24 protein-coding genes are annotated in these 24,526 nt (G+C 63.0%); 19 read left to right on the top strand and 5 right to left on the bottom strand.

Going from position 1 to position 24,526, the window contains the following annotated elements:
- Positions 1 to 3: 3 nt before the first annotated feature.
- Genes tssE through FGE05_RS22395 form a run of 7 tightly spaced genes read left to right on the top strand, consistent with a single transcriptional unit; the run spans position 4 to position 8,883 of the window.
- Positions 4 to 447 carry a type VI secretion system baseplate subunit TssE gene (tssE, locus tag FGE05_RS22425; protein ID WP_139648365.1) on the top strand — a complete coding sequence of 148 codons (444 nt, stop codon included), beginning with the start codon at positions 4 to 6 and terminating at the stop codon, positions 445 to 447.
- On the top strand, positions 431 to 2,221 hold the full coding sequence (gene tssF / locus FGE05_RS22420; RefSeq protein ID WP_139648363.1) for a type VI secretion system baseplate subunit TssF: 1,791 nt from the start codon (positions 431 to 433) through the stop codon (positions 2,219 to 2,221). The genes tssE and tssF overlap by 17 nt, the downstream gene beginning before the upstream one ends.
- Positions 2,185 to 3,210, top strand: a complete 1,026-nt coding sequence (gene tssG / locus FGE05_RS22415; RefSeq protein ID WP_139648361.1) for a type VI secretion system baseplate subunit TssG — start codon at positions 2,185 to 2,187, stop codon at positions 3,208 to 3,210. The genes tssF and tssG overlap by 37 nt, the downstream gene beginning before the upstream one ends.
- Position 3,211: 1 nt before the next feature.
- Complete coding sequence (gene tssH / locus FGE05_RS22410; RefSeq protein WP_139648359.1) at positions 3,212 to 5,755, top strand: type VI secretion system ATPase TssH; 2,544 nt, start codon at positions 3,212 to 3,214, stop codon at positions 5,753 to 5,755.
- A 55-nt stretch (positions 5,756 to 5,810) separates the two neighbouring features.
- Positions 5,811 to 6,305 carry a hypothetical protein gene (locus tag FGE05_RS22405; RefSeq protein ID WP_024776588.1) on the top strand — a complete coding sequence of 165 codons (495 nt, stop codon included), beginning with the start codon at positions 5,811 to 5,813 and terminating at the stop codon, positions 6,303 to 6,305.
- Between the two features lie 12 nt (positions 6,306 to 6,317).
- The gene (gene tssI / locus FGE05_RS22400; RefSeq protein WP_139648357.1) at positions 6,318 to 8,327 is read left to right on the top strand and encodes a type VI secretion system tip protein VgrG; all 2,010 of its coding nucleotides are present in this window, start codon (positions 6,318 to 6,320) and stop codon (positions 8,325 to 8,327) included.
- Positions 8,328 to 8,340: 13 nt separating this feature from the next.
- Entirely contained in the window at positions 8,341 to 8,883 is a 543-nt protein-coding gene (locus FGE05_RS22395; protein ID WP_139648355.1) for a toxin-antitoxin system YwqK family antitoxin, read from the top strand.
- Positions 8,884 to 9,521: 638 nt separating this feature from the next.
- Here FGE05_RS22395 and FGE05_RS22390 read toward each other — a convergent pair.
- Positions 9,522 to 9,917, bottom strand: a complete 396-nt coding sequence (locus FGE05_RS22390) for a DUF4280 domain-containing protein (protein ID WP_024780030.1) — start codon at positions 9,915 to 9,917, stop codon at positions 9,522 to 9,524.
- Positions 9,918 to 10,234: 317 nt separating this feature from the next.
- Here FGE05_RS22390 and FGE05_RS22380 point away from each other — a divergent pair, with 317 nt between their 5' ends.
- The 3 genes from FGE05_RS22380 (at position 10,235) to FGE05_RS22370 (ending at position 13,419) form a co-directional block, all read left to right on the top strand.
- Positions 10,235 to 11,302 carry a phosphotransferase family protein gene (locus FGE05_RS22380; protein ID WP_139648353.1) on the top strand — a complete coding sequence of 356 codons (1,068 nt, stop codon included), beginning with the start codon at positions 10,235 to 10,237 and terminating at the stop codon, positions 11,300 to 11,302.
- Between the two features lie 23 nt (positions 11,303 to 11,325).
- Entirely contained in the window at positions 11,326 to 12,093 is a 768-nt protein-coding gene (locus tag FGE05_RS22375; RefSeq protein WP_139648352.1) for an SDR family oxidoreductase, read from the top strand.
- Between the two features lie 210 nt (positions 12,094 to 12,303).
- On the top strand, positions 12,304 to 13,419 hold the full coding sequence (locus FGE05_RS22370; RefSeq protein WP_139648350.1) for a Gfo/Idh/MocA family protein: 1,116 nt from the start codon (positions 12,304 to 12,306) through the stop codon (positions 13,417 to 13,419).
- Positions 13,420 to 13,461: 42 nt separating this feature from the next.
- On the opposite strand, the gene FGE05_RS22365 is transcribed toward FGE05_RS22370, so the two are convergent.
- Positions 13,462 to 14,025, bottom strand: coding sequence for a helix-turn-helix domain-containing protein (locus FGE05_RS22365; protein ID WP_139648348.1), 564 nt, complete (start codon positions 14,023 to 14,025; stop codon positions 13,462 to 13,464).
- Here FGE05_RS22365 and FGE05_RS22360 point away from each other — a divergent pair.
- The 7 genes from FGE05_RS22360 to FGE05_RS22330 all read left to right on the top strand — a co-directional run bounded on the left by FGE05_RS22360 (position 14,020) and on the right by FGE05_RS22330 (position 21,230).
- Positions 14,020 to 15,042: a DMT family transporter gene (locus FGE05_RS22360; RefSeq protein ID WP_139648346.1), complete on the top strand. Its 1,023-nt coding sequence runs from the start codon at positions 14,020 to 14,022 to the stop codon at positions 15,040 to 15,042. The genes FGE05_RS22365 and FGE05_RS22360 overlap by 6 nt on opposite strands.
- Before the next feature lie 130 nt (positions 15,043 to 15,172).
- The gene (locus FGE05_RS22355) at positions 15,173 to 18,097 is read left to right on the top strand and encodes a monovalent cation/H+ antiporter subunit A (protein ID WP_139648344.1); all 2,925 of its coding nucleotides are present in this window, start codon (positions 15,173 to 15,175) and stop codon (positions 18,095 to 18,097) included.
- Entirely contained in the window at positions 18,097 to 18,441 is a 345-nt protein-coding gene (locus tag FGE05_RS22350) for a Na+/H+ antiporter subunit C (RefSeq protein ID WP_003180540.1), read from the top strand. The genes FGE05_RS22355 and FGE05_RS22350 overlap by 1 nt, the downstream gene beginning before the upstream one ends.
- Complete coding sequence (locus FGE05_RS22345) at positions 18,438 to 20,123, top strand: monovalent cation/H+ antiporter subunit D (protein ID WP_139648342.1); 1,686 nt, start codon at positions 18,438 to 18,440, stop codon at positions 20,121 to 20,123. The genes FGE05_RS22350 and FGE05_RS22345 overlap by 4 nt, the downstream gene beginning before the upstream one ends.
- Entirely contained in the window at positions 20,120 to 20,608 is a 489-nt protein-coding gene (locus FGE05_RS22340) for a Na+/H+ antiporter subunit E (RefSeq protein ID WP_139648340.1), read from the top strand. The genes FGE05_RS22345 and FGE05_RS22340 overlap by 4 nt, the downstream gene beginning before the upstream one ends.
- Complete coding sequence (locus tag FGE05_RS22335) at positions 20,605 to 20,883, top strand: K+/H+ antiporter subunit F (protein WP_139648338.1); 279 nt, start codon at positions 20,605 to 20,607, stop codon at positions 20,881 to 20,883. Before FGE05_RS22340 ends, FGE05_RS22335 begins: the two co-directional genes overlap by 4 nt.
- Positions 20,880 to 21,230, top strand: a complete 351-nt coding sequence (locus FGE05_RS22330; protein WP_139648336.1) for a Na+/H+ antiporter subunit G — start codon at positions 20,880 to 20,882, stop codon at positions 21,228 to 21,230. Before FGE05_RS22335 ends, FGE05_RS22330 begins: the two co-directional genes overlap by 4 nt.
- Positions 21,231 to 21,307: 77 nt before the next feature.
- Here FGE05_RS22330 and FGE05_RS22325 read toward each other — a convergent pair whose 3' ends face one another.
- The 3 genes from FGE05_RS22325 to FGE05_RS22315 all read right to left on the bottom strand — a co-directional run bounded on the left by FGE05_RS22325 (position 21,308) and on the right by FGE05_RS22315 (position 23,474).
- On the bottom strand, positions 21,308 to 21,745 hold the full coding sequence (locus FGE05_RS22325) for a DUF3995 domain-containing protein (protein ID WP_139648334.1): 438 nt from the start codon (positions 21,743 to 21,745) through the stop codon (positions 21,308 to 21,310).
- 123 nt (positions 21,746 to 21,868) lie between these two features.
- Complete coding sequence (locus FGE05_RS22320) at positions 21,869 to 22,879, bottom strand: ABC transporter substrate-binding protein (protein ID WP_139648332.1); 1,011 nt, start codon at positions 22,877 to 22,879, stop codon at positions 21,869 to 21,871.
- 124 nt (positions 22,880 to 23,003) lie between these two features.
- Positions 23,004 to 23,474 (bottom strand): hypothetical protein, encoded by a 471-nt coding sequence (locus FGE05_RS22315; protein ID WP_041022135.1) that lies wholly within the window; start codon positions 23,472 to 23,474, stop codon positions 23,004 to 23,006.
- A gap of 407 nt (positions 23,475 to 23,881) precedes the next feature.
- On the opposite strand from FGE05_RS22315, the gene FGE05_RS22310 reads away from it, so the two are divergent.
- Complete coding sequence (locus FGE05_RS22310) at positions 23,882 to 24,130, top strand: hypothetical protein (protein WP_139648330.1); 249 nt, start codon at positions 23,882 to 23,884, stop codon at positions 24,128 to 24,130.
- Between the two features lie 81 nt (positions 24,131 to 24,211).
- The gene (locus FGE05_RS22305) at positions 24,212 to 24,448 is read left to right on the top strand and encodes a DUF2789 family protein (protein ID WP_139648328.1); all 237 of its coding nucleotides are present in this window, start codon (positions 24,212 to 24,214) and stop codon (positions 24,446 to 24,448) included.
- The last annotated feature ends 78 nt before the right edge of the window (positions 24,449 to 24,526 follow it).

Raw genomic sequence — 24,526 nt, 5'->3', positions numbered from 1 at the left:
GCCATGGCTGGCTTCGGGCTGCGCCCGCCACTGTTCGAACGCCTGGCCAGCCAGGGGGATGAACAGGGCCGGGTATTCGATCGGCAGGCGCTGCAGGACTCGGTCCACGCCGAACTGCAGCGCCTGTTCAACACCCGGCGCGGCCCTCGGGCGCTGACCGAACCGCCAAGCATCCTGGATTACGGCATTGCCGATTGGACCGCGTTGCAACAACAGCGCAGCGATGACCGGCGCCTGCTGACCCGGGAGATCCACCAGGCCATCAGCCATTTCGAACCTCGCCTGCAACTGGGCGAGGTCCAGGTCGTCCCGGTACCGGGCCACCCGCAACAACTGGGCATACGGCTGTCGGGGATGCTCCGCGGCGACCCGCACGCCTGGCCCGTGGCATTTGTCATCGAGCACGCCGGCGACGGTCTTGAGGTGCGACATGAGCGACTCGATTGACCCGCAACTGTTGGATTACTACCAGCGCGAGCTGACTTGGCTGCGCCATGCCGGAAGTCTGTTCGCCGAACGCTATCCCAAGGTCGCCCGGCGCCTGGAGCTGTCCCCCGGCGAATGCCCGGACCCGCACGTCGAGCGGCTCCTGGAAGGCTTCGCACTGCTGGCCGCCCGGCTGCAACGCCGGCTGGACGACGACTACGCCGAATTCAGCGATGCCCTGCTCGAACAGCTTTATCCCCTGGCCATGCGCCCGTTGCCTTCGTGCGCAATCGTGCAGTTCGAGCCCGACCCGAGCAAAGGCAACCTCGACGATGGCTACCCCCTGCCCCGGGACACGCCCCTGTTCGTCACCACGGACAAGGGCCAGAGCATTCACTTTCGCACCACCGCCGCCGTGCACCTGTGGCCGCTGGAAATCAGCGAGGCCGTGCTGCTGGGCAGTGATGAAGCCCAGGCACTGACCGGCGTGGTCCAGGCGCGTTCGGCCTTGCGCCTGAACCTGCGGTGCCTGGGCGAGCGCCAATGGTCGACGCTGGGGATCGACTACCTGCGGGTGCACCTGGCGGCGTCACCGATGATCAACGCCTGGCTGTACGATCTGCTCGGCGCCCACACGGTCAAAGTCCTGGCCGGCCCGCCGGGCAGCGTGCCGGAACCGCTGGCTGGCCTGCCCCGGATCGTCGGTTTCGCCAGCGACGAAGTCTTGCTGCCGGATGAGGATGGCGTGCATCCGGGCATGCGTCTGTTGGCGGAATACTTTGCCTTCCCCGACAAGTTCGGTTTCTTCGACCTGCCCCTGGCCGGAGCGAGCAGCGACAGCTCGTCCCTGTACCTGTACATCGTCTTCGATCGCGCCCCTGCCAATCGCCTGCCGCTCCAGGCCAGCGACATCGCCCTGGGCTGTGCGCCGGTGATCAACCTCTTTCCCAGGACCAGCGAACCCCTGCGCCCGGACGGCACCCGCAGCGAATACCGGTTGGTGGCCGACAGTCATCGGGAAAACAGTGTCGAGATCCACAGCATCCGCACCGTGCGTGCCACGTCCAGCCAGGGCGTGCGCAAGGTGCCGGCCTACTACGGCAGCCAGCACGGCAACGACCAGACCTGCTATTGGCATGCGCGGCGGGTCAGCGGCATGAGCCCGAACCGGCTGGGCACCGACTTGATGGTCAGCCTCGTGGACACCCAGCTCGACCCGCTCGCCGATACCCGCGACTACAGCCTCACCGCCGAATTGCTGTGCACCAGCCGGCACCTGGCCCAGAGCCTGCCGGCGGGTACGCCGCTGGGTTTCGAACGTCCGGGCCCGGTGGCCTGGGCCAGGCTGCGCAACTCGCCGAGCCCGCAGAGCCTGCCGCGGCTGGACGGAGAATCGCGCTGGCGGCTGGTGTCGCAATTGACCCTCAACCATTTGTCCCTGGTGGAAGGCCCCCAGGCACTCGATGCGCTGCGCGAGATCCTGGAGCTGCACAACCTGCGGGACGAGGCCAGTGCCCGCCGCCAGATCGAAGGGGTCATGGGCCTGGGCTGCGACCGGGTCATCGCCCATGTCGGTGAAGACGCCTGGCGCGGCTGGCGCAACGGCCTTGAAGTGCGCCTGCAACTGGATCCGCAACACTTCGTCGGCAGCAGCGCCGTACTGTTCTCCGGTGTACTGGCGCAGTTCTTTTCACTGTATGCCACCGCCAATCGCTTCGTGCGCACGGTGCTGGTCCAGTCCGACAGGGAGGTGAAAACATGGCAACCCCAAGCCGGCAAACCCCTGACGCTCTGAACCTGAGTCAACGCCTGCGCCGCGATCCACAGCGTTTCGAATGGCTCCAGGCTCTGTTGCTGCTGGAGCGCGAACATCCCCAGGCCGAACCGCTGGGCAGCGGCACCGCGCCCCACGCCGAAGCGTTGCGCCTGCGAGGACCGTTGACGCCGCTGTTCGCCGCCAGCGAAGTCGAGGACTTGAGCCAGGAAGCCGGTTCGCCGCCCGTGCTGACCACGCCGATCTTTGGCCTTGGCGGCCCCGACGGCCCGTTGCCCTACGCCTATCAGGAATGGCTGCAACAACGGGCACGAGCGCGGGATCATGCACCGGCGGAATTTCTCGACCTGTTCCAGCACCGGCTGCTCAGCCTGCTCTACAAAGTGATGCGCAAGCACCGCATTGCCCTGGGCTTCACCCACCCGGGCGCCTCCGCCGTGCAGGCACAACTGCGGGCCCTGACCGGCCTGCTGCCCAAGGCCTTGCAGGAACGCCAGGCCGCTCCCGATTCCGCCGCGCTGGCATGCAGCGCGCTGTACGCCGACGGCCGCCGCTCCCTGGCCGGGTTCGCGGCCATTGTCCGCGAGCAGTTCGGTCTGCCAGTGGAACTGACCGCCTATGAAGGCGGCTGGCGCGAAATCCCGCCGGCCAGCCGCAGCCGCTTGCAACCGGGCGGCCGCAACTTGCGTCTGGGCCGTAGCGCGGTGGCCGGTACCCGGGTCTGGGACGAACATGCCGGCGTGCGCCTGACCCTCGGTCCATTGAGCGCAGCCCAGGCCAGCGGATTGCTGCCCAACGGCGAAACCCATCCGTTGCTTGCCAGCCTGTATGCCCTGTATTTCGGCCCCGACCTGGATTGCACCCTGGTGCTGCTGATCCGTGGCGCCGGCCCACTGCAACTGGGCCACCAGGCCCCGCCACGACTGAACTGGAACGGCGGCCTGCAACGGCAGTCGAGCCTGGCCCTGCAACGGATCGAAACCCGCCTTCGTCAGCCGGAGATCGCCTGAAATGGAACTGGCCAGCCTGATCGGACGCCTCAACCCGGACAATCGCCGCGCCCTGGAACGGGCCGCCCAGCGCTGCCTGCAACGCAGTCATCATTACGTGGAAATCGAACACCTGTTGCTGGAGTTGCTGGACATCGAAGGCGGTGACTTCGCCTGTCTGCTACCGCGCTTCGGCCTTGAGCGTGACGCGGTGGCGGCGGAGACCAACAAGGCCCTGGACCTGTTCAAGTCCGGTAGCACCCGCACACCCGCACTGTCGGCGCAAACCATCGGCCTGCTGGAAGACGCCGTGGTCCAGGCCAGTGTGCTCGGCCTGACCAGCATCCGTTCGGGGCTGTTGCTGCTGGCGCTGCTGGAGCGCGATGAGCGTCGCAGCCTGTTGCTCAACAGCGCCTCGTCGCTGCTGCGCATTCCCCGGGATGCCCTGCGCACCCATCTGCTGGAATGGACCGAAAGCTCCCGGGAACATGCCGGCGTTGCCCGTCCGGCGAAACCCGGGCAGGCAGCCCAAAAACAGGATCCGGTACTCGACCAGTACACCCAGGACCTGACCGACGATGCCCGCAATGGCCGCATCGATCCCATCGTCGGACGCGACGGCGAGATCCGCCAATGCATCGACATCCTGCTCAGGCGCCGGCAGAACAACCCGATCCTGGTGGGCGCACCGGGTGTCGGCAAGACCGCCGTGGTAGAAGGCCTCGCCTTGCGCATCGCCGCCGGGGATGTGCCGCCGTCGCTGCAGGAGGTCACGCTGCGGGTGCTCGATCTCGGCCTGTTGCAGGCCGGCGCGGGGGTCAAGGGTGAATTCGAGCAACGCCTCAAAGGCGTGATCGACGCGGTACGCAGTGCCGAGAAACCGATCATTCTGTTCATCGACGAAGCCCATACCCTGATCGGTGCCGGCGGCGCAGAGGGCGGCAGCGACGCGGCCAACCTGCTCAAACCGGCCCTGGCCCGGGGCGAACTGCGCACCCTGGCCGCCACCACCTGGCTGGAATACAAGAAATACTTCGAGAAAGACCCGGCCCTGGCCCGCCGCTTCCAGTTGGTACAGGTCGAAGAGCCGGACGAACTCACTGCCGTGGAAATGCTCCGTGGCGTGGCGAGCAAGCTGGAACAGCACCACGGTGTTCAGGTGCTGGACGCGGCAATCCACGAAGCGGTGAAACTCTCCCACCGCTATATTTCCGGACGGCAACTGCCGGACAAGGCCATCAGCGTGCTCGACACCGCTTGCGCCCGGGTCGCCCTTGGCCAGCACGATGTACCGCCCCCTCTGGAAAGCCTGCGGCACCGGCAGAACAGCCTCAAGGACGAAGTCGAACGCCTGCGCCGGGAACAGGCCACCGGCCTGGACCATCGCGAACGCATCACCCTGCTGGAGGGCGAGTCCACCGACAATGTACAGGCCATCCGCGAACTGGAAACCCGCTGGGGCGAAGAACGCGAAGCCGTGCGCGAACTGCTCGATACCCGGCGCGAACTGCTGGCCCTGAGCGAACGCGCCGACAGTGAAAAAGCCGACACCGAAGTCGATAACCGCATCGATCACCTGGCCGCCGAACTGCTGCGCCTGGAAGCCGGCCTCGATGCCATTCGCCAGGACGATCCACTGGTGCCCGAGCAGGTGGACAGCAAGACCGTGGCCGCCGTGATCGCCGGCTGGACCGGCATTCCCGTGGGCAAGATGCTCGCCGATGAAGCCCATGCCGTGCGCACCCTCGGCCAACGCATGGGCCTGCGGGTCATGGGCCAGGGCACCGCCCTCAATACCATCGCCCAACGCCTGCAGGCCTACCGCGCCGGCCTTACCGATCCGCAGAAACCGGTGGGGGTGTTCCTGCTGGTCGGCCCCACCGGGGTGGGCAAGACCGAAACCGCCTATGCCCTGGCTGACGCCTTGTATGGCGGCGAACGCAACCTGATCAGCATCAACCTCTCGGAGTACCAGGAAGCCCACACCGTCAGCCAACTCAAAGGCGCCCCGCCCGGCTATGTCGGCTATGGCAGCGGTGGCGTACTCACCGAAGCAGTGCGGCGCAAACCCTATTCGGTGGTGTTGCTGGACGAAATCGAAAAGGCCCACCCGGACGTGCTCGAAGCGTTCTACAACGTCTTCGACAAGGGCCTGATGGAGGACGGTACGGGCCTGGTGGTGGATTTCAAGAACACCGTGATGCTCGCCACCAGCAACGTCGGCGCCGAATTGCTGCTGGACACACCAGCCGCGCAACTGGGCAGCGATGCCTTCAACGAAGCCTTGCACAAGGTGCTGCTGCAAGCGTTTCGTCCGGCGTTCCTGGCGCGCATGACGGTGGTGGCGTATCGACCGTTGGATGAGGCGACGCTGGAAGGGATTGTGTTGGCGAAGTTGGAGAAACTGCGCGGGCGCTACAAGGCGGCGACGGGCAAGCAGTTCGAGTTCGATGCCGGGATCGTCAAAGCGGTGCTTGCCAAGTGCAGCGCGGCTGGGGCGCGGGATGTGGAGAATGTGTTGATGACGCAGGTGACCGGAAAACTGGCGGAATGGGCATTGGAATAAAATGTTGCCCCAGTGCCTATCGGAGATGTGATCAAAACCTACAGGAGCTGCAAATATGGGCTATGCACAATCAACACTTACCGCAGCGAGTATTGCCACGCACGATCCTTGGACACCGATGGTGAACTCCATCATTAAATCCGGGGCTGTCTACGGAGAGGAACTTGATGTAATCGGTGCTGTGGGTGGTACAAATCTTGTCACCGGCACCCGCTCGGGAATGCTTCTGCTTGATGGCCTGAAGGTGGGTGACAATAGCGCGCATATTTCTATTACTCCGAACGATTCAGGCATGTGGACCTATTTTCATGTAACTATGGTAGGTGGAAAAAATAACGGATCTATTTACTTTCAACTTGAAACTGACCAAGACGATCAACTTGACGTCAAGTCTTCAACGAAGACCTTGCTGAAAGAAGAAGGTAAAAAAGCAAAAATATCCAAAGCCACTCATACCATTACCACGCCACCTGAACACTTACTCAAAGACCTGAAAACAGTGATGGAGAAGCTGTTAGGCAGTAATTTCGTGAAGGGTGAGGCGGTATAGAGGTATCAATCGATGGCCCGCTCCACCGACAGCAACACCACCCTATCCCTCACCGCCGCCACGGTGTCGGCGCTGTACCCTGAATCGCTGTCCGGCGAAGAAAGCCTCAATGCCCTGGGCTCGCATATCCTCAATGGCGTCGTCGACGGCGCCCCGCTGACGCTCGCCAGCGCGGTCGCCAGCCATGTCACCACCACCCTGCACAAGGACGCCCTGCTACGTCCGCTGGATTGGCTGGTCGCCGAAATCCGCCAGTTGCCCGCCGACGCTACCGCCGAGCGCTATCAGCTGTTGCTCAGGCCCTGGCTCTGGTGGCTGAGCCTGGCCAGCAACAACCGGGTGTTCCAGAACCTCGCCACATCGGACATCGTCACCACGATCTTCAAGGCCCACGCGTTTACCGATTTCCAGCTCAAGCTCAGCGGCAGCTACACGCCAAGGGAGTACTGCGTGCAGTACGGAGAAACCGATCTGGCCTTCGTTTCCCGGCTGTTGGAGGAAGACGGGATTTTCTGGTTCTTCAGCCATGAAGCCGGCAAGCACACCCTGGTGCTGGCCGACAGCAACGACGCCTTCGCACCGATCCCCAACGGGCCGACGGTGAACTATCTCGGGCAGGGAATGGGCGGGCGGGAACTGCATGGCATCCGCTCGGGGCACGTGTCCCTGCAAGCGGTGGCCGGGGTCTATCAGGCGACCGACTATGAATTCACCACGCCGACGACCTCGCTCTACAGCCAGGCCGAAGCCGTGGCCGGCCCCAGTTCGATATACGAACATCCGGGCGGTTACAACGCCAAGGCCCAGGGCGATGCATTGACCAAGCAACGGGTGGATGGCTTGCGCAGCCAGGCGCAGCGGTTTGTCGGTGAAAGCGATTGCCGCTGGCTGGTGCCGGGGTATTGGTTCACCCTCGCCGGCCACGAAGATCCGTCGTTGAACATCGATTGGGTGGTGACCTCGGTCAGTCATGAAGCCAGCCACGACAGCTACCGCAATCGCTTCGAAGCGATTCCCAAGGCCACGCCATATAGACCGGCCCGCCTCACGCCGAAACCGCGCATGCACACCCAGACCGCACTGGTGGTGGGCAAGGCCGGCGAAGAAATCTGGACCGATGAATACGGGCGGATCAAGTTGCAGTTCCCCTGGGACCGCACCGGCAAGAATGACGAAACCTCGTCTTGCTGGGTGCGGGTGGTCCTGCCCTGGAGCGGCAAGGGTTTTGGCATGCAGTTCGTGCCCCGGATCGGCCAGGAAGTCATCGTCACATTCATCGACGGCGACCCCGACCGACCGCTGGTGACCGGCTGCGTCTACAACGGCGACAACGCCCTGCCCTACGCGCTGCCGGCGAACCAGACCCAATCCGGGATCAAGACCAACTCGTCAAAGGGTGGCGGCGGATTCAACGAGCTGCGCTTCGAAGACAAGAAGGATGCCGAGGAGGTGTTTCTCCAGGCTCAGAAAGACTTCAACATCAACGTACTCAACGACACCACCGCCACCGTCGGCCACGACGAAACCCTCACGGTGCAGAACGCCCGCACCCGCACGGTAAAGGATGGCGACGAGACCGTGACCCTGGAGAAAGGCAAGCGCAGCGTGACGATCCAGACCGGCAGCGACAGCCTCGATGTGAAAGACACCCGCACCGTGACCGTGGGCTCGGACCAGACCCACAGCACCGGCGGCAACTACACGCACAAGGTCACCGGCAACTACGAGCTGACCGTGGACGGCAACCTGACCATCAAGGTCAGCGGCACCCTGACCCTGCAAAGCGGCGGCAGTTTCGCCATCAAGAGCGGCGCGGACCTGGCGGCCCAGGCCAGCACGTCCATCAGCCAGAAGGCCGGCACGGCCCTGAGCAACCAGGCCGGCACCTCGCTGGAGAACAAGGCCGGCACCACCCTGACCAATGATGCCGGCATCAGCCTGGTCAACAAGGCCGCCGCCGAACAGACAGTGGACGGCGGCGGCATGTTGACCATCAAGGGCGGCATGGTGAAGGTCAACTGACAGGAGCGCGACGATGGCCTCGAAGAAGCTGGACGTGGAACGTGGCGACAGCCAACTGAGCGGTCAGTTGATCGACGGCCGGCTCGACGGCCCGTTGCACATCGAAGAAGCCCGACGCCCGCAAGCGAAACTCAACTACAGCCAAGGTGAACTGCAAGGCACCAGTACCTTGTACCACCCCAATGGCAAGGTCTCGGCGGTACTGCCGTTCGTCAAAGGCAAGTTGCAGGGCGTGGCGAGCTTTTACGCGGCCGAAGGTGGGTTGCAGCGCCAAGCCACCTATCGCGGCGGGTTGCTGCACGGCGAAGCCAACAATTATTTCCCGGATGGGCAATTGGCCGAGTCCGAGTTCTATCGCGACGGCGTGCGCGACGGCCGCTATCGCCGCCTGCACCCCAACGGTAACCCGGCGGTCGAGGCCCGTTACCTCAACGGCCAACTGCTGGAACCGGCCCATGCCTACGCCGAGGACGGACGACCGCTGGACGACGACGGCAAGCCGATTTCCCGGGTACGCTGGTGGTTCCGGCGCTGGAACGATCCGGCACAGGCATGAACGCCTAGCTTCTGCTGGACTTTGAGACCTGAACCCACCGGCAAACCTTGTGGGAGCGAGCCTGCTCGCGATGGCGTCGGCACACTCAAGATCTTCATGACAGACACTCCGCTATCGCGAGCAAGCTTTGCTCCCACACTGGATTTGAGATGTAGGCAGCAATTTCACACACCACCGCCCCCTGTGGGAGCCAGGCTTGCCCGCGATGGCGTCGGCACACTCAACATCTTCATGACAGACACTCCGCTATCGCGAGCAGGCTCGCTCCCACAAGGGATCGATTTATGCGGGAAGAACCAGACCGGCTGTAAGGCCGCCTTGCTTTTGCTTTGCTGTGCTTTTGATCCTGGGCGCCCCGTTAAACCACGCTGGCCGAACGCAGGCATTGCGTAGTGGGTACCCCGGCATGGATGCCGGGGTAGCCGCGCTGGGCCACGGATGGCCCTTCGCGGCGGGCCCACGGAGCAATGCCGGAGTGAGGGAACACCTCGCCTTGGCGAGGTGCCGAGTGGTGGGGCAAGAGCGTTTTGGTTACTTTTGCGCTTTTCAAAAGTAACCCGCCGTCAGGGCGGAACCATAAGCAGCCATTACCGCAGCAATGGATATACACCCGGTCAACAAGATCCAGGCAGACCCACTCAGGGAATCAACATCTGCACCTGCCCCGGCACAACAATCTTGATCACCCCCGCCCAGGTACACATGAGGGTGCTGTTGGCATCGATCGCCGGCATGTTGCCCAACAGCAAGGTCGGCGCCCCACCCGGTATCCAGGGCGCGGCAGTAGCGGGAATACAAGGCATGGGCGTCAACACACCCAGGGCCGCCGCAGTCGCAGCGGCTACGGTGGGGTTGGCCAGGCTCGTGCACATGCCGAACGTAGTGATGTTCACCAGCGGAATGTGATCCATGATATTCGCCGCCGGCATGCCACCGGTCAGCATTCGATTGACCGGCAAGACGTTGAGCACCGCCGGGGCTGCACCGAAGCTGCATTGCAGGGTGGCGGTGCTGCAAACCTGTGGGCATCCCATCGCGGCGACTCCTTGAAGCGACCCCGAAACCATAGCTCACCTGCGCGCATCAGGCCCGCTGATTATCCGGCAACACGCTAACCTATAAGACCCGGGCGTGCTTGTTACGCCTCCCACACGCCATTAGGCTTTGGACGAAAAGTGCCTGCGCGACGATCAGGCTGCGTTGAAAACAGGCTCGGAATGCTCATTTACAACCCGTAAACTCCGCTTCCTCGCCTGTTTTCGCCTTGCCTGATCGCCGCTCGGCGACTTTTCGTACAAACCCTTGATTAGCCAATGATCGATGGCCTCCAGAATAAGCAGAAGGGATAAGCATGGCGTTTACTGATCAGTCCACCCGCGTACGCGACGGTGAAGAACTCGATGCCAACCTGATCGACCCGTACCTCAAGGCCCACATCCCCGGCCTGACCGGCGTACCACGGATCAGCCAGTTTCCCGGTGGCGCGTCGAACCTGACCTACCTGCTGGAGTACCCCGAACAGGAGTTCGTCCTGCGCCGTCCGCCGTTCGGCCACAAGGCCAAATCCGCCCATGACATGGGCCGTGAGTTCCGCATCCTCAACCAGTTGCGCGATGAGTTCCCGTATTGCCCGAAAGCCTATGTGCACTGCACCGATGAGTCCGTCATGGGCGCCGAGTTCTACGTGATGGAACGGGTCAAGGGCATCATCCTGCGCTCCGACCTGCCGCCGGAGCTGGGTTTCGACGCCGCCCGCACCGAGGCGCTGTGCAAGAGCTTCATCGACCGGCTCGTCGAATTGCACCGAGTCGATTACCACGCCTGTGGCCTGGCCGACCTCGGCAAGCCCGAAGGCTACGTGGCCCGCCAGATCCGTGGCTGGAGCGAACGCTACGAAAAAGCCCTGACCCCCGACGCGCCGAAATGGGAGACGGTCAAGGCCTGGCTCAACGACAAGATGCCGGCCGACCATCCAGTTTCCAGCATCGTCCATAACGACTACCGCTTCGACAACGTGATTCTCGACCCGGACAACCCGATGCAAATCATCGGCGTGCTGGACTGGGAACTGACCACCCTCGGCGACCCGCTGATGGACCTGGGCAACAGCCTCGCCTACTGGATCGAAGCGACGGACCCGGCACCGGTCCAGTTGATGCGCCGTCAGCCCAGCCATGCGCCCGGCATGCTGACCCGTCGCGAATTCGTGGACTACTACGCCGAGCGCGCCGGGATCCACATCGACAATTTCGACTTCTATTACACCTACGGCCTGTTCCGCCTGGCCGGTATCGTCCAGCAGATCTACTACCGCTTCTTCCACGGCCAGACCCAGGATCAACGCTTCGCCCAGTTCGTTCAGATGAACAAACTGCTGGAGCAGATGAGCTTGCAGGTCATCGGTCAATCCACGCTCTGAGCGCCCCATGACAAGGAAACAGCATGTCCAAGATCCAGTTGTTCGACCTCGACGGTAAAATCGCCTTCGTTTCCGGCGCCAGCCGTGGCATCGGCGAGGCCATCGCCAAGTTGCTGGCCCAGCAAGGTGCCCATGTGATCGTTTCCAGCCGCAAGCTCGACGGTTGCCAGCACGTGGCCGACGCCATCATCGCCGCGGGCGGCAAAGCCACTGCCATCGCCTGCCACATTGGTGAAATGGAGCAGATCAGCCAGGTCTTCGCCGGCATTCGCGAACAGTTCGGACGCCTGGACATCCTGGTGAACAACGCGGCCACCAACCCGCAGTTCTGCAACGTGCTGGACACCGACCTGGGCGCCTTCCAGAAAACCGTCGATGTGAACATTCGCGGTTATTTCTTCATGTCGGTGGAAGCCGGCAAGCTGATGCGCGAGCACGGCGGCGGCAGCATCATCAACGTGGCATCGATCAACGGCATCTCGCCGGGGATCTTCCAGGGCATCTACTCGGTGACCAAGGCCGCGGTAATCAACATGACCAAGGTGTTCGCCAAGGAATGCGCGCAGTTCGGCATCCGCTGCAACGCCCTGCTGCCGGGCCTGACCGACACCAAGTTCGCCTCGGCGCTGGTCAAGAACGACGCGATCCTGAAAACCGCCCTGGCGCAGATTCCGCTCAAACGCGTGGCCGACCCAAGCGAAATGGCTGGCGCCGTGTTGTACCTGGCCAGTGACGCGTCGAGCTACACCACCGGTGTGGCGCTGAATGTGGATGGTGGGTTCCTTTCCTGACACCGCACTTTCCCCCTGTGGGAGCGAGCCTGCTCGCGATGATGGTGGCTCAGTAACATTGATGTTGACTGATACACCGCCATCGCGAGCAGGCTCGCTCCCACAGGGGCCTTCACCCCAACAAGAATATTTATTCCAACATTTGCAATTTGCGAATATTTATTCCATAAAGAGCCCTTCTGAATATCACCATTCAAAGGGCTCTTTCTCATGCGCGAACTTGGCATTGGCTTGATTGGCACCGGTTTCATGGGCCGAGCCCATGCCTTGGCATTCAACAATGCCAAGGCGGTATTCGACCTCCCCCTGAACCTGACCCTGGCGGCCCTGGCCGATGCCGATCCGCAGCGTGCCCGGCAATGCGCCAGCAGCTGGGGGTTCGAGACGGTTCATAGCGACTGGCAACAACTGATCGACGACCCGAAGGTCCATCTGGTCGCCATCACCACCCCCAACCACCTGCATTATCCGATGGCCATGGCGGCGCTGGCGGCGGGCAAGGCGGTCTACTGCGAAAAACCCCTGGCGGTGTCCCTGGAACAGGCCGAGCAGATGCGCCAGGCCGCCAAGGCCGCCGGAGTGGTCACGCGGGTCGGCTACAACTACCAGCACAACCCGATCATTCATCTGGCACGGGAGATGATCCAGCGCGGGGAGCTGGGCCGGATCATCAGTTTCCAGGGTGAATTCAGCGAGGACTTCATGGCCGACCCGACTTCGCCATGGTCATGGCGCTGCGAAGCGGCCCATGCCGGTGGCGCATTGGCGGACCTGGGCAGCCATCTGCTGGCCATGGCCCGTTACCTGCTGGGCGATGTCGAAGCGGTCTGCGCCGACAGCCAGACCGTGCACAACCAACGCCCGGCCAGCACGGGCAATCCCGAGCAGCGCACCATCGCGGTAGACGATCAGGTCCACGCCCTGCTGCGCTTCAGCAGCGGCGCCCGCGGCACGGTGAGCAGCAGTTGGCTGAAACACGGCCGCAAGAATCACCTGGGCTTCGAGATCAGCGGCACCCTTGGCACGCTGATATTCGATCAGGAACGACTGAATGAACTGCAGGTGAGCCGTGTCGGCCAGACGGGTTTCCAGCGGTTGCTGGCCGGCCCGGACCTGCCGGGCTACGCCGCGTTCAGCCCGGCCGCCGGGCACCAGTTGGGCTACAACGAATTGAAGACCCTGGAGGTACAGGAACTGATCATGACCCTCGCCGATCAAGGTGGCAGTGGGACGGACTTCGAAGAGGCCTGGGAAGTGGAGCGGCTGGCGGCGGCGATTCGCCTGTCAGCACGGGAACAGCGATGGGTGCAAGTCAGCGGTTTGTGACCCCGCGTTGCACCTCGCCACTGGCTGTCTCATCTCCAGGAGTCAAATCACCACGTTGCGCACGAACCGCGTCGCCACCACCCCATCGTTGCGATAACCATGGGGTTGGTTGCTGGCGAACATGAAAAACTCCCCCGCGCCGATCCGACGCTCTTCATTGCCCAGCAGCAAGGTCAGGCATCCCTCGAATACATAGAGTTGCTCACTCCAGCCATCGTTATCGGGCTCGGAAGCGTAGTGTTCGCCAGGCTCCAGGCGCCATTCCCACAGTTCGACTTCGCGGCTGGCATTGGCCTTGGCCAGGAGCACGGCTTTGCTGCCGGGGATCGCGCCGGCCCAGGCCAGCTCGTTGATGCGGCTCGGGTCGCGGGCATCGGGCGCCTGGATCAGGTCGCTGAACGCCACGTCGAGGGCTTCGGCGACGCGGTCCAGGGTGGTCAGACTGACGTTCTTCTCTCCGGCCTCGATGGCGACCAGCATCCGCCGGCTGACCCCGGACCGCTCCGCCAATACGGTCTGGCTGAGCTGCGCGGCATGGCGCAGACGGCGGACGTTCTGGCTGACGTGTTGCAGGACGGACGCCCGCTGGCCGGATTCTTTGTGCACTATATTGCTCACATACTAGGGTTGCGCATTATACTGCCCAACTTCGGACGCATTGTGCGTCCCTCTCCAGTGGCGCGCAAGGTCATGGCATCGGTGAACTCTCCTCAAACTTCCTCCCGCTTTCTGCGGCTCAGCAAGGCCGAGTGCGTGCTGGTGCTGATCACCATGATCTGGGGCGGGACTTTCCTGCTGGTGCAGCACGCCATGACCGTCAGCGGGCCGATGTTTTTCGTCGGCTTGCGCTTTGCCGCCGCAGCGGCGTTTGTCGCGCTATTCTCCTGGCGCCATCTACGGGACCTGACCCTGTTCGAACTCAAGGCCGGCTGCTTCATCGGCGTGGCGATCATGCTTGGCTACGGTCTGCAGACGGTCGGCCTGCAAACCATCCCCAGCAGCCAGTCGGCGTTCATCACCGCGCTCTATGTGCCCTTCGTGCCGCTGTTGCAGTGGCTGGTGCTGGGCCGTCGGCCGGGCTTGATGCCAAGCATTGGCATCATGCTGGCGTTCACCGGGCTGATGTTGCTATCGGGACCGGCCGGCGCGTCGCTGAACTTCAGCTCCGGCGAAATCGCCACGCTGATCAGCGCCATCGCGATTGCCGCCGAAATCATCCTGATCAGCACCTATGCCGGCCAGGTCGACGTGCGCCGGGTCACCGTGGTTCAGCTGGCCAGCACTGCGGTGCTGGCGTTCCTGATGGTGGTGCCCACCCAGGAAACGATCCCGGGATTCTCCTGGCTGCTGCTGTTCAGCGCCGTAGGCTTGGGGGCCGCCAGTGCGGCGATCCAGGTGGCAATGAACTGGGCGCAGAAAAGTGTCTCGCCGACCCGCGCCACACTGATCTACGCCGGTGAACCGGTGTGGGCCGGCATCGCCGGACGCCTGGCGGGCGAGCGCTTGCCGGGGATTGCCTTGCTCGGCGCGGCATTGATCGTGGCGGCGGTGATTGTCAGTGAACTGAAGACCCGGAATAAAACTGCCGTCGAGGCGGATAACGTGCTGGAGGGTGAAGGTTGAGGTCCGCCACTGAAACAACGCAAAGCAGGAAAAATCTGCCTATCTTGTAGGATTCTGCGACACCCTCGCGGTTGGTGATCGGGGACACGCCACGTATGATCCCTCACTATCTCCCGCCGAATAGAATCCTATGTCACTGATAGTTCTATTGCTTTTGCCCTTCATCGGCAGCGGCGTCGCGGCGCTGCTGCCGCATAACGCCCGTAACGCCGAATCGCTGCTGGCAGGCCTCGTCGCCCTGGTCGGCACCGTTCAGGTGGCCTTGCTCTACCCGCAGATCGTCGACGGCGGCGTGATCCGTGAAGAATATTTCTGGCTGCCGAGCCTGGGCTTGAACTTCGTGCTGCGCCTGGACGGGTTTGCCTGGTTGTTTTCGTTGCTGGTGCTGGGCATCGGTACGTTGGTGTCGTTGTACGCCCGCTATTACATGTCACCGGAAGATCCGGTGCCGCGTTTCTTCGCGTTCTTCCTGGCATTCATGGGGGCCATGCTCGGGCTGGTGATCTCCGGCAACCTGATCCAGATGGTGTTTTTCTGGGAACTGACCAGCCTGTTCTCATTCCTGCTGATCGGCTACTGGCATCACCGCGCCGATGCCCGGCGCGGCGCCTACATGGCCCTGATGGTGACCGGGACCGGCGGGCTGTGCCTGTTGGCCGGGGTGTTGCTGCTCGGCCATGTGGTGGGCAGCTATGAACTGGACAAGGTCCTGGCCGCGGGCGACCTGATCCGGGCCCATGCCCTCTACCCCATCCTGCTGCCACTGATCCTGATTGGCGCCCTGAGCAAAAGTGCCCAGTTCCCGTTCCATTTCTGGCTGCCCCATGCCATGGCCGCGCCCACGCCGGTCTCGGCCTACCTGCACTCGGCGACCATGGTCAAGGCCGGGGTGTTTCTGCTGGCACGGTTGTGGCCGTCGCTGTCGGGCAGTGAACAATGGTTCTACATCGTCGGCGGTGCGGGAGCCTGTACGCTGTTGCTGGGTGCCTACTGCGCGATGTTCCAGAATGATCTCAAGGGATTGTTGGCCTATTCCACCATCAGCCACCTGGGATTGATCACCCTGCTGCTGGGCCTGAACAGCCCGTTGGCGGCCGTGGCCGCGGTGTTCCACATTCTCAACCACGCCACCTTCAAGGCCTCGCTGTTCATGGCCGCCGGGATCATCGACCATGAAAGCGGCACCCGGGACATTCGCAAGCTCAGCGGCCTGGTGCGGCTGATTCCCTTCACGGCGACGCTGGCAATGGTCGCCAGCGCGGCGATGGCCGGGGTGCCGCTGCTCAACGGCTTCCTTTCCAAGGAAATGTTCTTCGCCGAAACGGTGTTCATTTCCGCCACCGCCTGGGTCGAGCTGGCGCTGCCGATCATCGCCACCATCGCCGGGACCTTCAGCGTCGCCTACTCCTTGCGCTTCACGGTGGACGTGTTCTTCGGCCCCGCGGCCACCGACCTGCCCCATACCCCCCACGAACCACCGCGCTGGATGCGCGCGCCGGTAGAGTTGCTGGTGTTCACCTGCCTGCTGGTGGGGATCTTCCCGGCCCAGGTGGTCGGCTCCTTGCTGGCGGCGGCCGCGCTGCCGGTCGTGGGCGGCAGCCTGCCCGAATATAGCCTGGCGATCTGGCATGGCCTCAATGCACCGATGATCATGAGCCTGGTGGCCATGTCCGGCGGCGTCGTGCTGTACCTGCTGCTGCGCAAGCAATTCAAGCGTGGGCAGATCACCCATACGCCGCTCATTGGTCGGTTCAGCGGCAAGCGTCTGTTCGAGCGCAGCCTGGTGCTGACGATGCGCCTCGGCCGGCGATTGGAACGACTCATCAGTACCCGGCGCCTCCAGGCCCAGTTATTCCTGCTGGTGTTGGTTGCGGTGCTGGCCGGGCTGATTCCGATGCTGCACAGCTCGCTGGCCTGGGGCGACCGGCCGAAGATTCCCGGCTCCATCGTCTTCGTCATCCTTTGGCTGCTGGCCATCGCCTGTGCCCTGGGCGCGGCGTGGCAGGCCAAGTATCACCGTCTCGCGGCCCTGACCATGGTCAGCGTCTGCGGCCTGATGACCTGCGTGACCTTCGTCTGGTTCTCCGCCCCCGACCTGGCCTTGACACAACTGGTGGTGGAAGTGGTGACCACGGTGCTGATCCTGCTGGGCCTGCGCTGGCTGCCACGGCGGATCGAGGACGCATTGCCCCGGCCCAACAGCGAACGGCGCGCGCGTATCCGTCGTCTGCGAGACCTGCTGCTGTCCGGCGCGGTAGGTGGCGGCATGGCGCTGCTGTCCTACGCGATGCTGACGCGCCAGACACCCAACGACATTTCTTCGTTCTACCTCAGCCGGGCCCTGCCCGAAGGCGGCGGCAGCAACGTGGTGAACGTGATGCTGGTGGATTTCCGCGGCTTCGACACCCTGGGGGAAATCACCGTGCTGGTGGCGGTGGCCCTGGCCGTGTTTGCCCTGCTCCGACGTTTCCGCCCACCGAAGGAAAGCATGCAACTGCCAGCGCAGCAGCGCCTGTTGGCGCCGGACGTGGTCACCGACCTGGTCAACCCACGGCACGCCAGCGATACCGCGCTGGGCTTCATGATGGTGCCATCGGTGCTGGTGCGCCTGTTGCTGCCGATTGCCCTGGTGGTGTCGTTCTATTTGTTCATGCGCGGCCACAACCAACCGGGTGGCGGTTTCGTCGCCGGGCTGGTGATGTCGGTGGCGTTCATCCTGCAGTACATGGTGGCCGGCACCCAGTGGGTCGAGGCGCAAATGAGCCTGCGGCCGCTACGCTGGATGGGCACCGGGTTGCTGTTCGCAACGGCGACGGGCCTGGGAGCGATGCTCGTGGGCTATCCGTTCCTCACCACGCACACCTGGCATGTGAAGTGGCCGCTGCTGGGGGACATTCACCTGGCCAGCGCCCTGTTCTTCGACATCGGCGTGTATGCCGTGGTGGTTGGTTCGACGCTGCTGATCCTCACCGCGCTGGCGCACCAGTCGGTGCGCGCCCACAAGCCGGCCCAGCAGTCCAAGCCTGCCGCCCCCCTCAAAGGAGCCACCCCCTGATGGAAGAAGTCATCGCTATTGCAATCGGCGTCCTGGCCGCCTCCGGCGTCTGGCTGGTGCTGCGGCCGCGAACCTTCCAGGTGGTCATGGGCCTGTGCCTGCTGTCCTATGGCGTCAACCTGTTCATCTTCAGCATGGGCAGCCTGTTCATCGGCAAGGAGCCGATCATCAAGGACGGCGTGCCCCAGGACCTGCTGCACTACACCGACCCGCTGCCCCAGGCCCTGGTACTCACCGCCATTGTCATCAGCTTCGCCATGACCGCGTTGTTCCTGGTGGTATTGCTGGCCTCCCGGGGCCTGACCGGCACCGACCATGTGGACGGACGGGAGCCCAGGGAATGATGCTGACGCCTCACCTGATCGCCGCACCTATTCTCCTGCCATTGCTCACCGCCGCGTTGATGCTGATGCTGGGGGAAAAGCACCGCGCGCTCAAGGCACGGATCAACCTGTTCTCCAGCCTGCTGGGCCTGGGCATCGCGGTGCTGTTGCTGTACTGGACCCAGGACCAGGCCCTGCCCGCGTCCATTGGCGTGTACCTGCCGGGCAACTGGCAGGCGCCGTTCGGCATCGTCCTGGTGGTGGACCGCCTGTCGGCGCTGATGCTGGTGTTGACCGGCATCATCGGCGTCAGCGCCCTGCTGTTCGCCATGGCCCGCTGGCACGGCGCCGGGGCCAGCTTCCATGCCTTGTTCCAGATTCAGCTGATGGGCCTCTATGGCGCCTTCCTCACCGGGGACCTGTTCAACCTGTTCGTGTTTTTCGAAGTCTTGCTGGCCGCCTCCTACGGCTTGCTGCTGCATGGCTCGGGGCGGGCACGGGTGTCGTCGGGCTTGCACTACATCTCGATCAACCTGCTGGCCTCCTCGCTGTTCCTGATCGGCGCGGCGCTGATCTATGGTGTCACCGGTACCCTGAACATGGCCGACCTGGCGCTGAAAGTGCCTCTGGTGCCGGAAGCCGACCGGGGCCTGCTGCATGCGGGTGCGGCGATCCTCGCGGTGGCGTTCCTGGCCAAGGCCGGCATGTGGCCACTGAACTTCTGGCTGGTGCCCGCCTATAGCGCCGCCAGTGCGCCTGTGGCAGCGCTGTTCGCGATCATGACCAAGGTGGGCATCTACACGATCTTGCGCTTGTGGACCTTGCTGTTCTCCGGCCAGGCCGGCGCTTCGGCGTATTTCGGCGGCGACTGGCTGATCTACGGCGGCATGGCGACCATTGTCTGCGCGGCCATCGCCATCCTGGCGGCCCAGCGCCTGGAGCGCATGGCCAGCCTGAGCATCCTGGTATCGGCCGGCATCCTGTTGTCCGCCATCGGCTTCGCCCAGCCGAACCTGGTGGGCGCTGCGCTGTTCTATCTGGTGAGTTCGACCCTGGCGCTGTGCGCGCTCTTCCTGCTGGCCGAGTTGATCGAACGCTCGCGTTCGGCCAATGAGCTGTCGCTGGAGGACGACCTCGATGCTTTGCCGCGACCGCTGGAGTCCCTGCAACCGCCCAAGGGCACCAACCTCGATGACGAGCAAAAAGCCGTGGTCGGGCAAGTGATTCCCTGGACCATGGCCTTCCTCGGCCTGAGTTTCATTGCCTGTGCGCTGCTGATTGTCGGCATGCCGCCGTTATCGGGGTTCATCGGCAAGCTGGGGCTGCTGAACGCCCTGCTCAACCCGCTGGGGCTCGGGGCCGACGCCGGAGCGCCGGTGTCGTATCAGGCGTGGGGTCTGCTGGCGCTGTTGATCCTGTCCGGGCTGGCCTCGTTGATCGCGTTCTCGCGCCTGGGCATCCAGCGCTTCTGGACGCCGCAGGAGCGCCCCTCGCCCCTGCTGCGACCTTTCGAATGCCTGCCGATCATTGCGCTGCTCGGCCTGGGTATCGCCTTGACGTTCAAGGCCGAACCGCTGCTGCGCTACACCCAGGACGCCGCTAACGCCCTGAACACGCCAGAACACTATGTGATGTCGGTGCTCGCCACACGTAGCATCCCCAGCCCCGACGCCCTTGGCGCAGTGCCGGAGGTGCAGCCATGAAACGCCTGTTTCCCGCGCCATGGTTGTCCCTGGCACTCTGGGCGCTGTGGTTGCTGTTGAACCTGTCCCTCAGCGCCGGGCACCTGCTGCTGGGGGCGGCGCTGGGCTTCCTGGCACCGCTGATGATGCGCCCGCTGCGGCCACGCCCCATTCGCATCCGCCGCCCCTGGGTGGTGCTGCGGCTGTTCCTGTTGGTGGGACGCGATGTGCTGGTGTCCAATCTGGCAGTGGCCTGGGGCGTGCTGAATGCCGGGCGACGCCCGCCGCGCTCGCGCTTCGTCAAGGTGCCCCTGGACCTGCACGACGCCAATGGCCTCGCGGCGTTGTCGATGATCACCACGGTGATCCCCGGAACGGTCTGGTCGGAACTGGCGCTGGATCGCCGTATCCTGCTGATGCATGTGTTCGATCTGAAGGATGAAGCGTCGTTCATCGCGCATTTCAAGGCCACCTACGAGCGGCCGCTGATGGAGATTTTCGAATGAGTCCGTTGCTGTCCAATGCCATTCTGCTCAGTCTGTTCCTGTTCGCCCTGGCAATGGTGCTGACCCTGTTGCGCCTGTTCAAGGGGCCGTCGGCGCAAGACCGGGTCCTGGCGCTGGATTACCTGTACATCGTTGCGATGCTGATGATGCTGGTGCTGGGCATTCGCTACGCCAGTGACACCTACTTCGAGGCAGCGCTGTTGATCGCCCTGTTCGGCTTTGTCGGTTCGTTTGCCCTGGCCAAGTTCCTGCTGCGTGGCGAGGTGATCGAATGACCGGGCATTTGTCGATGTGGGTGGAGATCCCGGTGGCGGTCCTGCTGGTACTCAGCAGCCTGTTCGCCCTGGCCGGGGCCATAGGCCTGGTACGGTTGAAGGATTATTTCCAGCGCATGCACCCGCCGGCCCTGGCCTCGACGCTGGGAGCCTGGTGCGTGGCGCTGGCCTCGATCATTTATTTCTCGGCGCTCAAGTCCGGGCCGGTGCTGCATGCCTGGCTGATACCGATCCTGCTGTCCATCACCGTACCGGTGACCACCCTGTTGCTGGCCCGGGCGGCGTTATTCCGCAAGCGCATGGCCGGGGATGATGTGCCGGCGGAGGTGAGCAGCCGACGTCAGTGAAGGATCAGACGGTGCAAACCTGTGGGAGCAAAGCTTGCTCCCACAAAATCTCCTGGGCACAACGGTGATGTTGTGTTTCAGGCCCAGGCCACCGCCAGCAAGCCGGCGCCCAGTACGACGCACAATGGCGAATAGACCCAGGTGTCGAGCCGGGCGAAGGTCGACTCCTTGAACTCCTTGAAGAAGCCCACCAGGTTCGACTCGCCAATGGCCCGGGCAAACATCAGCAAGGCAATCGCACTGATCAACCACTGCAGCGCCCGATGGGTGACCGGCGGCGCCAACAGGCCGCCCCGCAGGCACACCAGCAAGGCGATGAACAGCAGCGCCAGGGCCACCAACAGGGTCAGCCAGCCCGAAGGGTCAAATGCCGGGCGCAGCACCTGCCCCTGCTCGACCGGAACCTGCGGCACTACCGCCTCGGCTGCCCAGCGTCCACCCAGGGCCCAGTACACGTGAATCAAACTGATGGCCGCCAACACCGCGACCAGCGTCCGTGCCAATAAAAGCGTCATTCGCCAGCCTCCTGGAAAAGGTTGAACACTCATCCTAGCTCGAATTTGGCATTTCGCAGGACGGGCGCAGATTGCCCGTTTCCAGCGGATGACACATTGCTCGGGATCAATTGTTCAAGCCGCCTAGAGGCCAGCAGACACCTTGTCCGCCACTTCACTGGGCAGCCAGGCCTGCCACACCTGGGGATGGGCCTTGAGAAAGGCCTCGGCAGCTTCGCGGGGCGGCGTGCGCTTTTCGCTCATCTCGGCCAGGGCCTTGTTCAGGGGCTCGATGGGCAGGTCGACCTTGCTGAAGAATTCGGCAATCTCCGGATACTGTTTCTGGAACGGCGCCGAAACGCCTATCGACAGTTTCGACGCCAGGGAACGGGTCGGCCGGGGGTTGGGATTGTCGGCGTCGGTCAGGGTTTTCCAGGCCTCGGCATCGAAGGGCGGCTCTTGCAGTTGCACCAGCTTGAATCGCCCGAGCAACGGCGTGGGCGACCAGTAGTAGAACAAGATCGGTTTGCCCCGGCGAATCGACGAGGTGATTTCCGCGTCCAGCGCCGCCCCGGAACCACTGCGGAAATTCACGTAGCTGTCGGTCAGGCCATACGCCTTGAGCTTCTGCTTGTTGACCACCTCGGACGTCCAGCCGATGGGGCTGTTGAGGAAGCGCCCCTTGTCGGGACTTTCCGGATCCTTGAACACCTGCTTGTAGCGCGCCAGGTCGCTGACGCTGCGCAGGTCCGGCGCCAGGGGCTTGATCCCCTTGGCGGGATCGCCCTTGATCACGTATTCCGGCACCCACCAGCCTTCCGTCGCACCCTTGACCGTATCGCCCAGGGCGATCACCTTGCCCTCGGCTTCAGCCTTGACCCATACCGGACTGCGACCGGCCCACTCTTCGCCGATGACCTGAATGTCGTTATTGGCCAGCGCGGTTTCCAGGGTGATGGTGGTGCCCGGCAAGGTGTCGGTTTTCAAGCCGTAGCCTTTTTCGACGATGATCCGCAGGATATCGGTAATCAGGCTGCCGCTTTCCCAGTTCAGATCAGCGAAGTGGATCGGTGCCGAAGCAGCCGATGCCGGAAATGACGAAGCCAACACAGCGCAGGTGGCCCAGGCAGCCAGCCACTGTCGAACTCGTTTCATGCAATGTCCCTCATACCAGGCAGCAAGAGCTGAACGGTCCTGCGTAATCGAACGCAAGCCCCCGAATAACTCAGTCAACTGACTGTAGCCGAGGTTCCAGCAAAACGGTCGCCGCCCCTGGGTATCACTCGCTGGCCTTGAACGTCACCAGTTCGCCCTTGCGCCACTTCGCGGCTTTGGCGGTGACCGCCTTCAAGGTCTTGGTCAAACCTTCTTGCAGCTGTTCGTTCGCCGCATACACGGTCACCACGCTGTGGCCTTCCTTGAACAGGATGGCCTGGCCGCCCGGGGTCGTTACGAACGCGTACTCCCCAAGGCCATAGACCGTCAGTTTGATTTCGCGAAACCTGATCTCAAACTTGCCCCCCTCGCGACTTGGCAACACCGCCGCGCGAAAATGATCACCCACCTTGAGTTCGAGCCTGGGCTTGTCATCGACCACGAGAGCCGATTCGGTGTCGATTTCGGCGACGTAGATACCTTCGGCGGTCTGCTCGGTGATGTAGACGAAACGTGACTGAAACAGTTTGACCAGTTTTGCCCGAAGGTCACCCAGTACAAATAACGCATGCGTGTCGAGATTACTTACTGCCAAGGAAACATCCCCATCTTTGAAAACGGCCCGTTCCGCAGAAAGGACGGACCACGAGAACCCGTGCCGACTGTATTGTCGCAATGGACCTGTAACTGAAATTCGAAGTGAACGGCGCACCCTGTCCCGGGGCGAGAGAAGACTAAAGGATTGCCACTCTCGCCGTCTTTCCCGGGAGGTCGTCAGAAGCTGAAGGAAATAGCCACTCTGAGCATCGGAAAAGGTGGGACTACTAACTTTAGGGAAAATTCTCACTTAAAAAAGCATTTTTCTGACATCGAGCCTAAAAAAAATTGCTTTAGATAGGCGCAACCGTCCATACAGCGCTATCGATTCTAGAGCAGCCGGAGGTGCGGAGACTACTTGAAATACTTGGCAATTCGTCGGTAAACCATAGAAAAGGAATTCACATGGGCACTTTCACAACCTTGATCCACCCCATCACCCCTCGCATCGTCAACACCCATGACGCCTTTGACGGCGTCGACTACCTGCCGCTCTCGCTGATTCAACCGCGTTATCGGGTCGTCCTGGCCGGTAAGTGTTTTTTCCATATTGAAGAAACATCCACTGGACGTGTAAGAGGTTTCCGCACTGATCATAACGAAGCCTGCTACCTGGCCAGGTATCTCGAGCGAAGTGCCGGAACACAGCAATAATCGAACTCCTGACGCGCGCCTGCCTCAGATAAAGGGACGCAACCGAAGCGCCATGACGGCGCATGCCCAAAGGAGAACCCCATGGAACAACCCTCCCACGAACTCAAGACCCTGTTCGACCAACTGGGCCTGCCCTCGGATGACAAAGCCATCGACAACTTCATCGTGGCACACCCCCTGGACCCGGAAACAAAACTGGTGGAGGCCGACTTCTGGTCGGATCAGCAGAAGGACCTGCTACGGGAATGGCTGCTCGCCGATGGCGAAGAAGCGGTGTTGGTGGATCAACTGAACGTGCGCCTGCACGACGGTAAATAGCGGCTCGACAGCATCCGGGCTTGCTCGCGATGGCGGTGGCACTTCCCGGTATCGATGCAAGCTGGTCCACCGCTATCG

The sequence above is a fragment of the Pseudomonas sp. ICMP22404 genome (assembly GCF_006227205.1).
Taxonomy (GTDB): Bacteria; Pseudomonadota; Gammaproteobacteria; order Pseudomonadales; family Pseudomonadaceae; genus Aquipseudomonas.
Note: the sequence above shows the minus strand (reverse complement) of the source record. Positions and strands in the feature narration are given on the sequence as shown.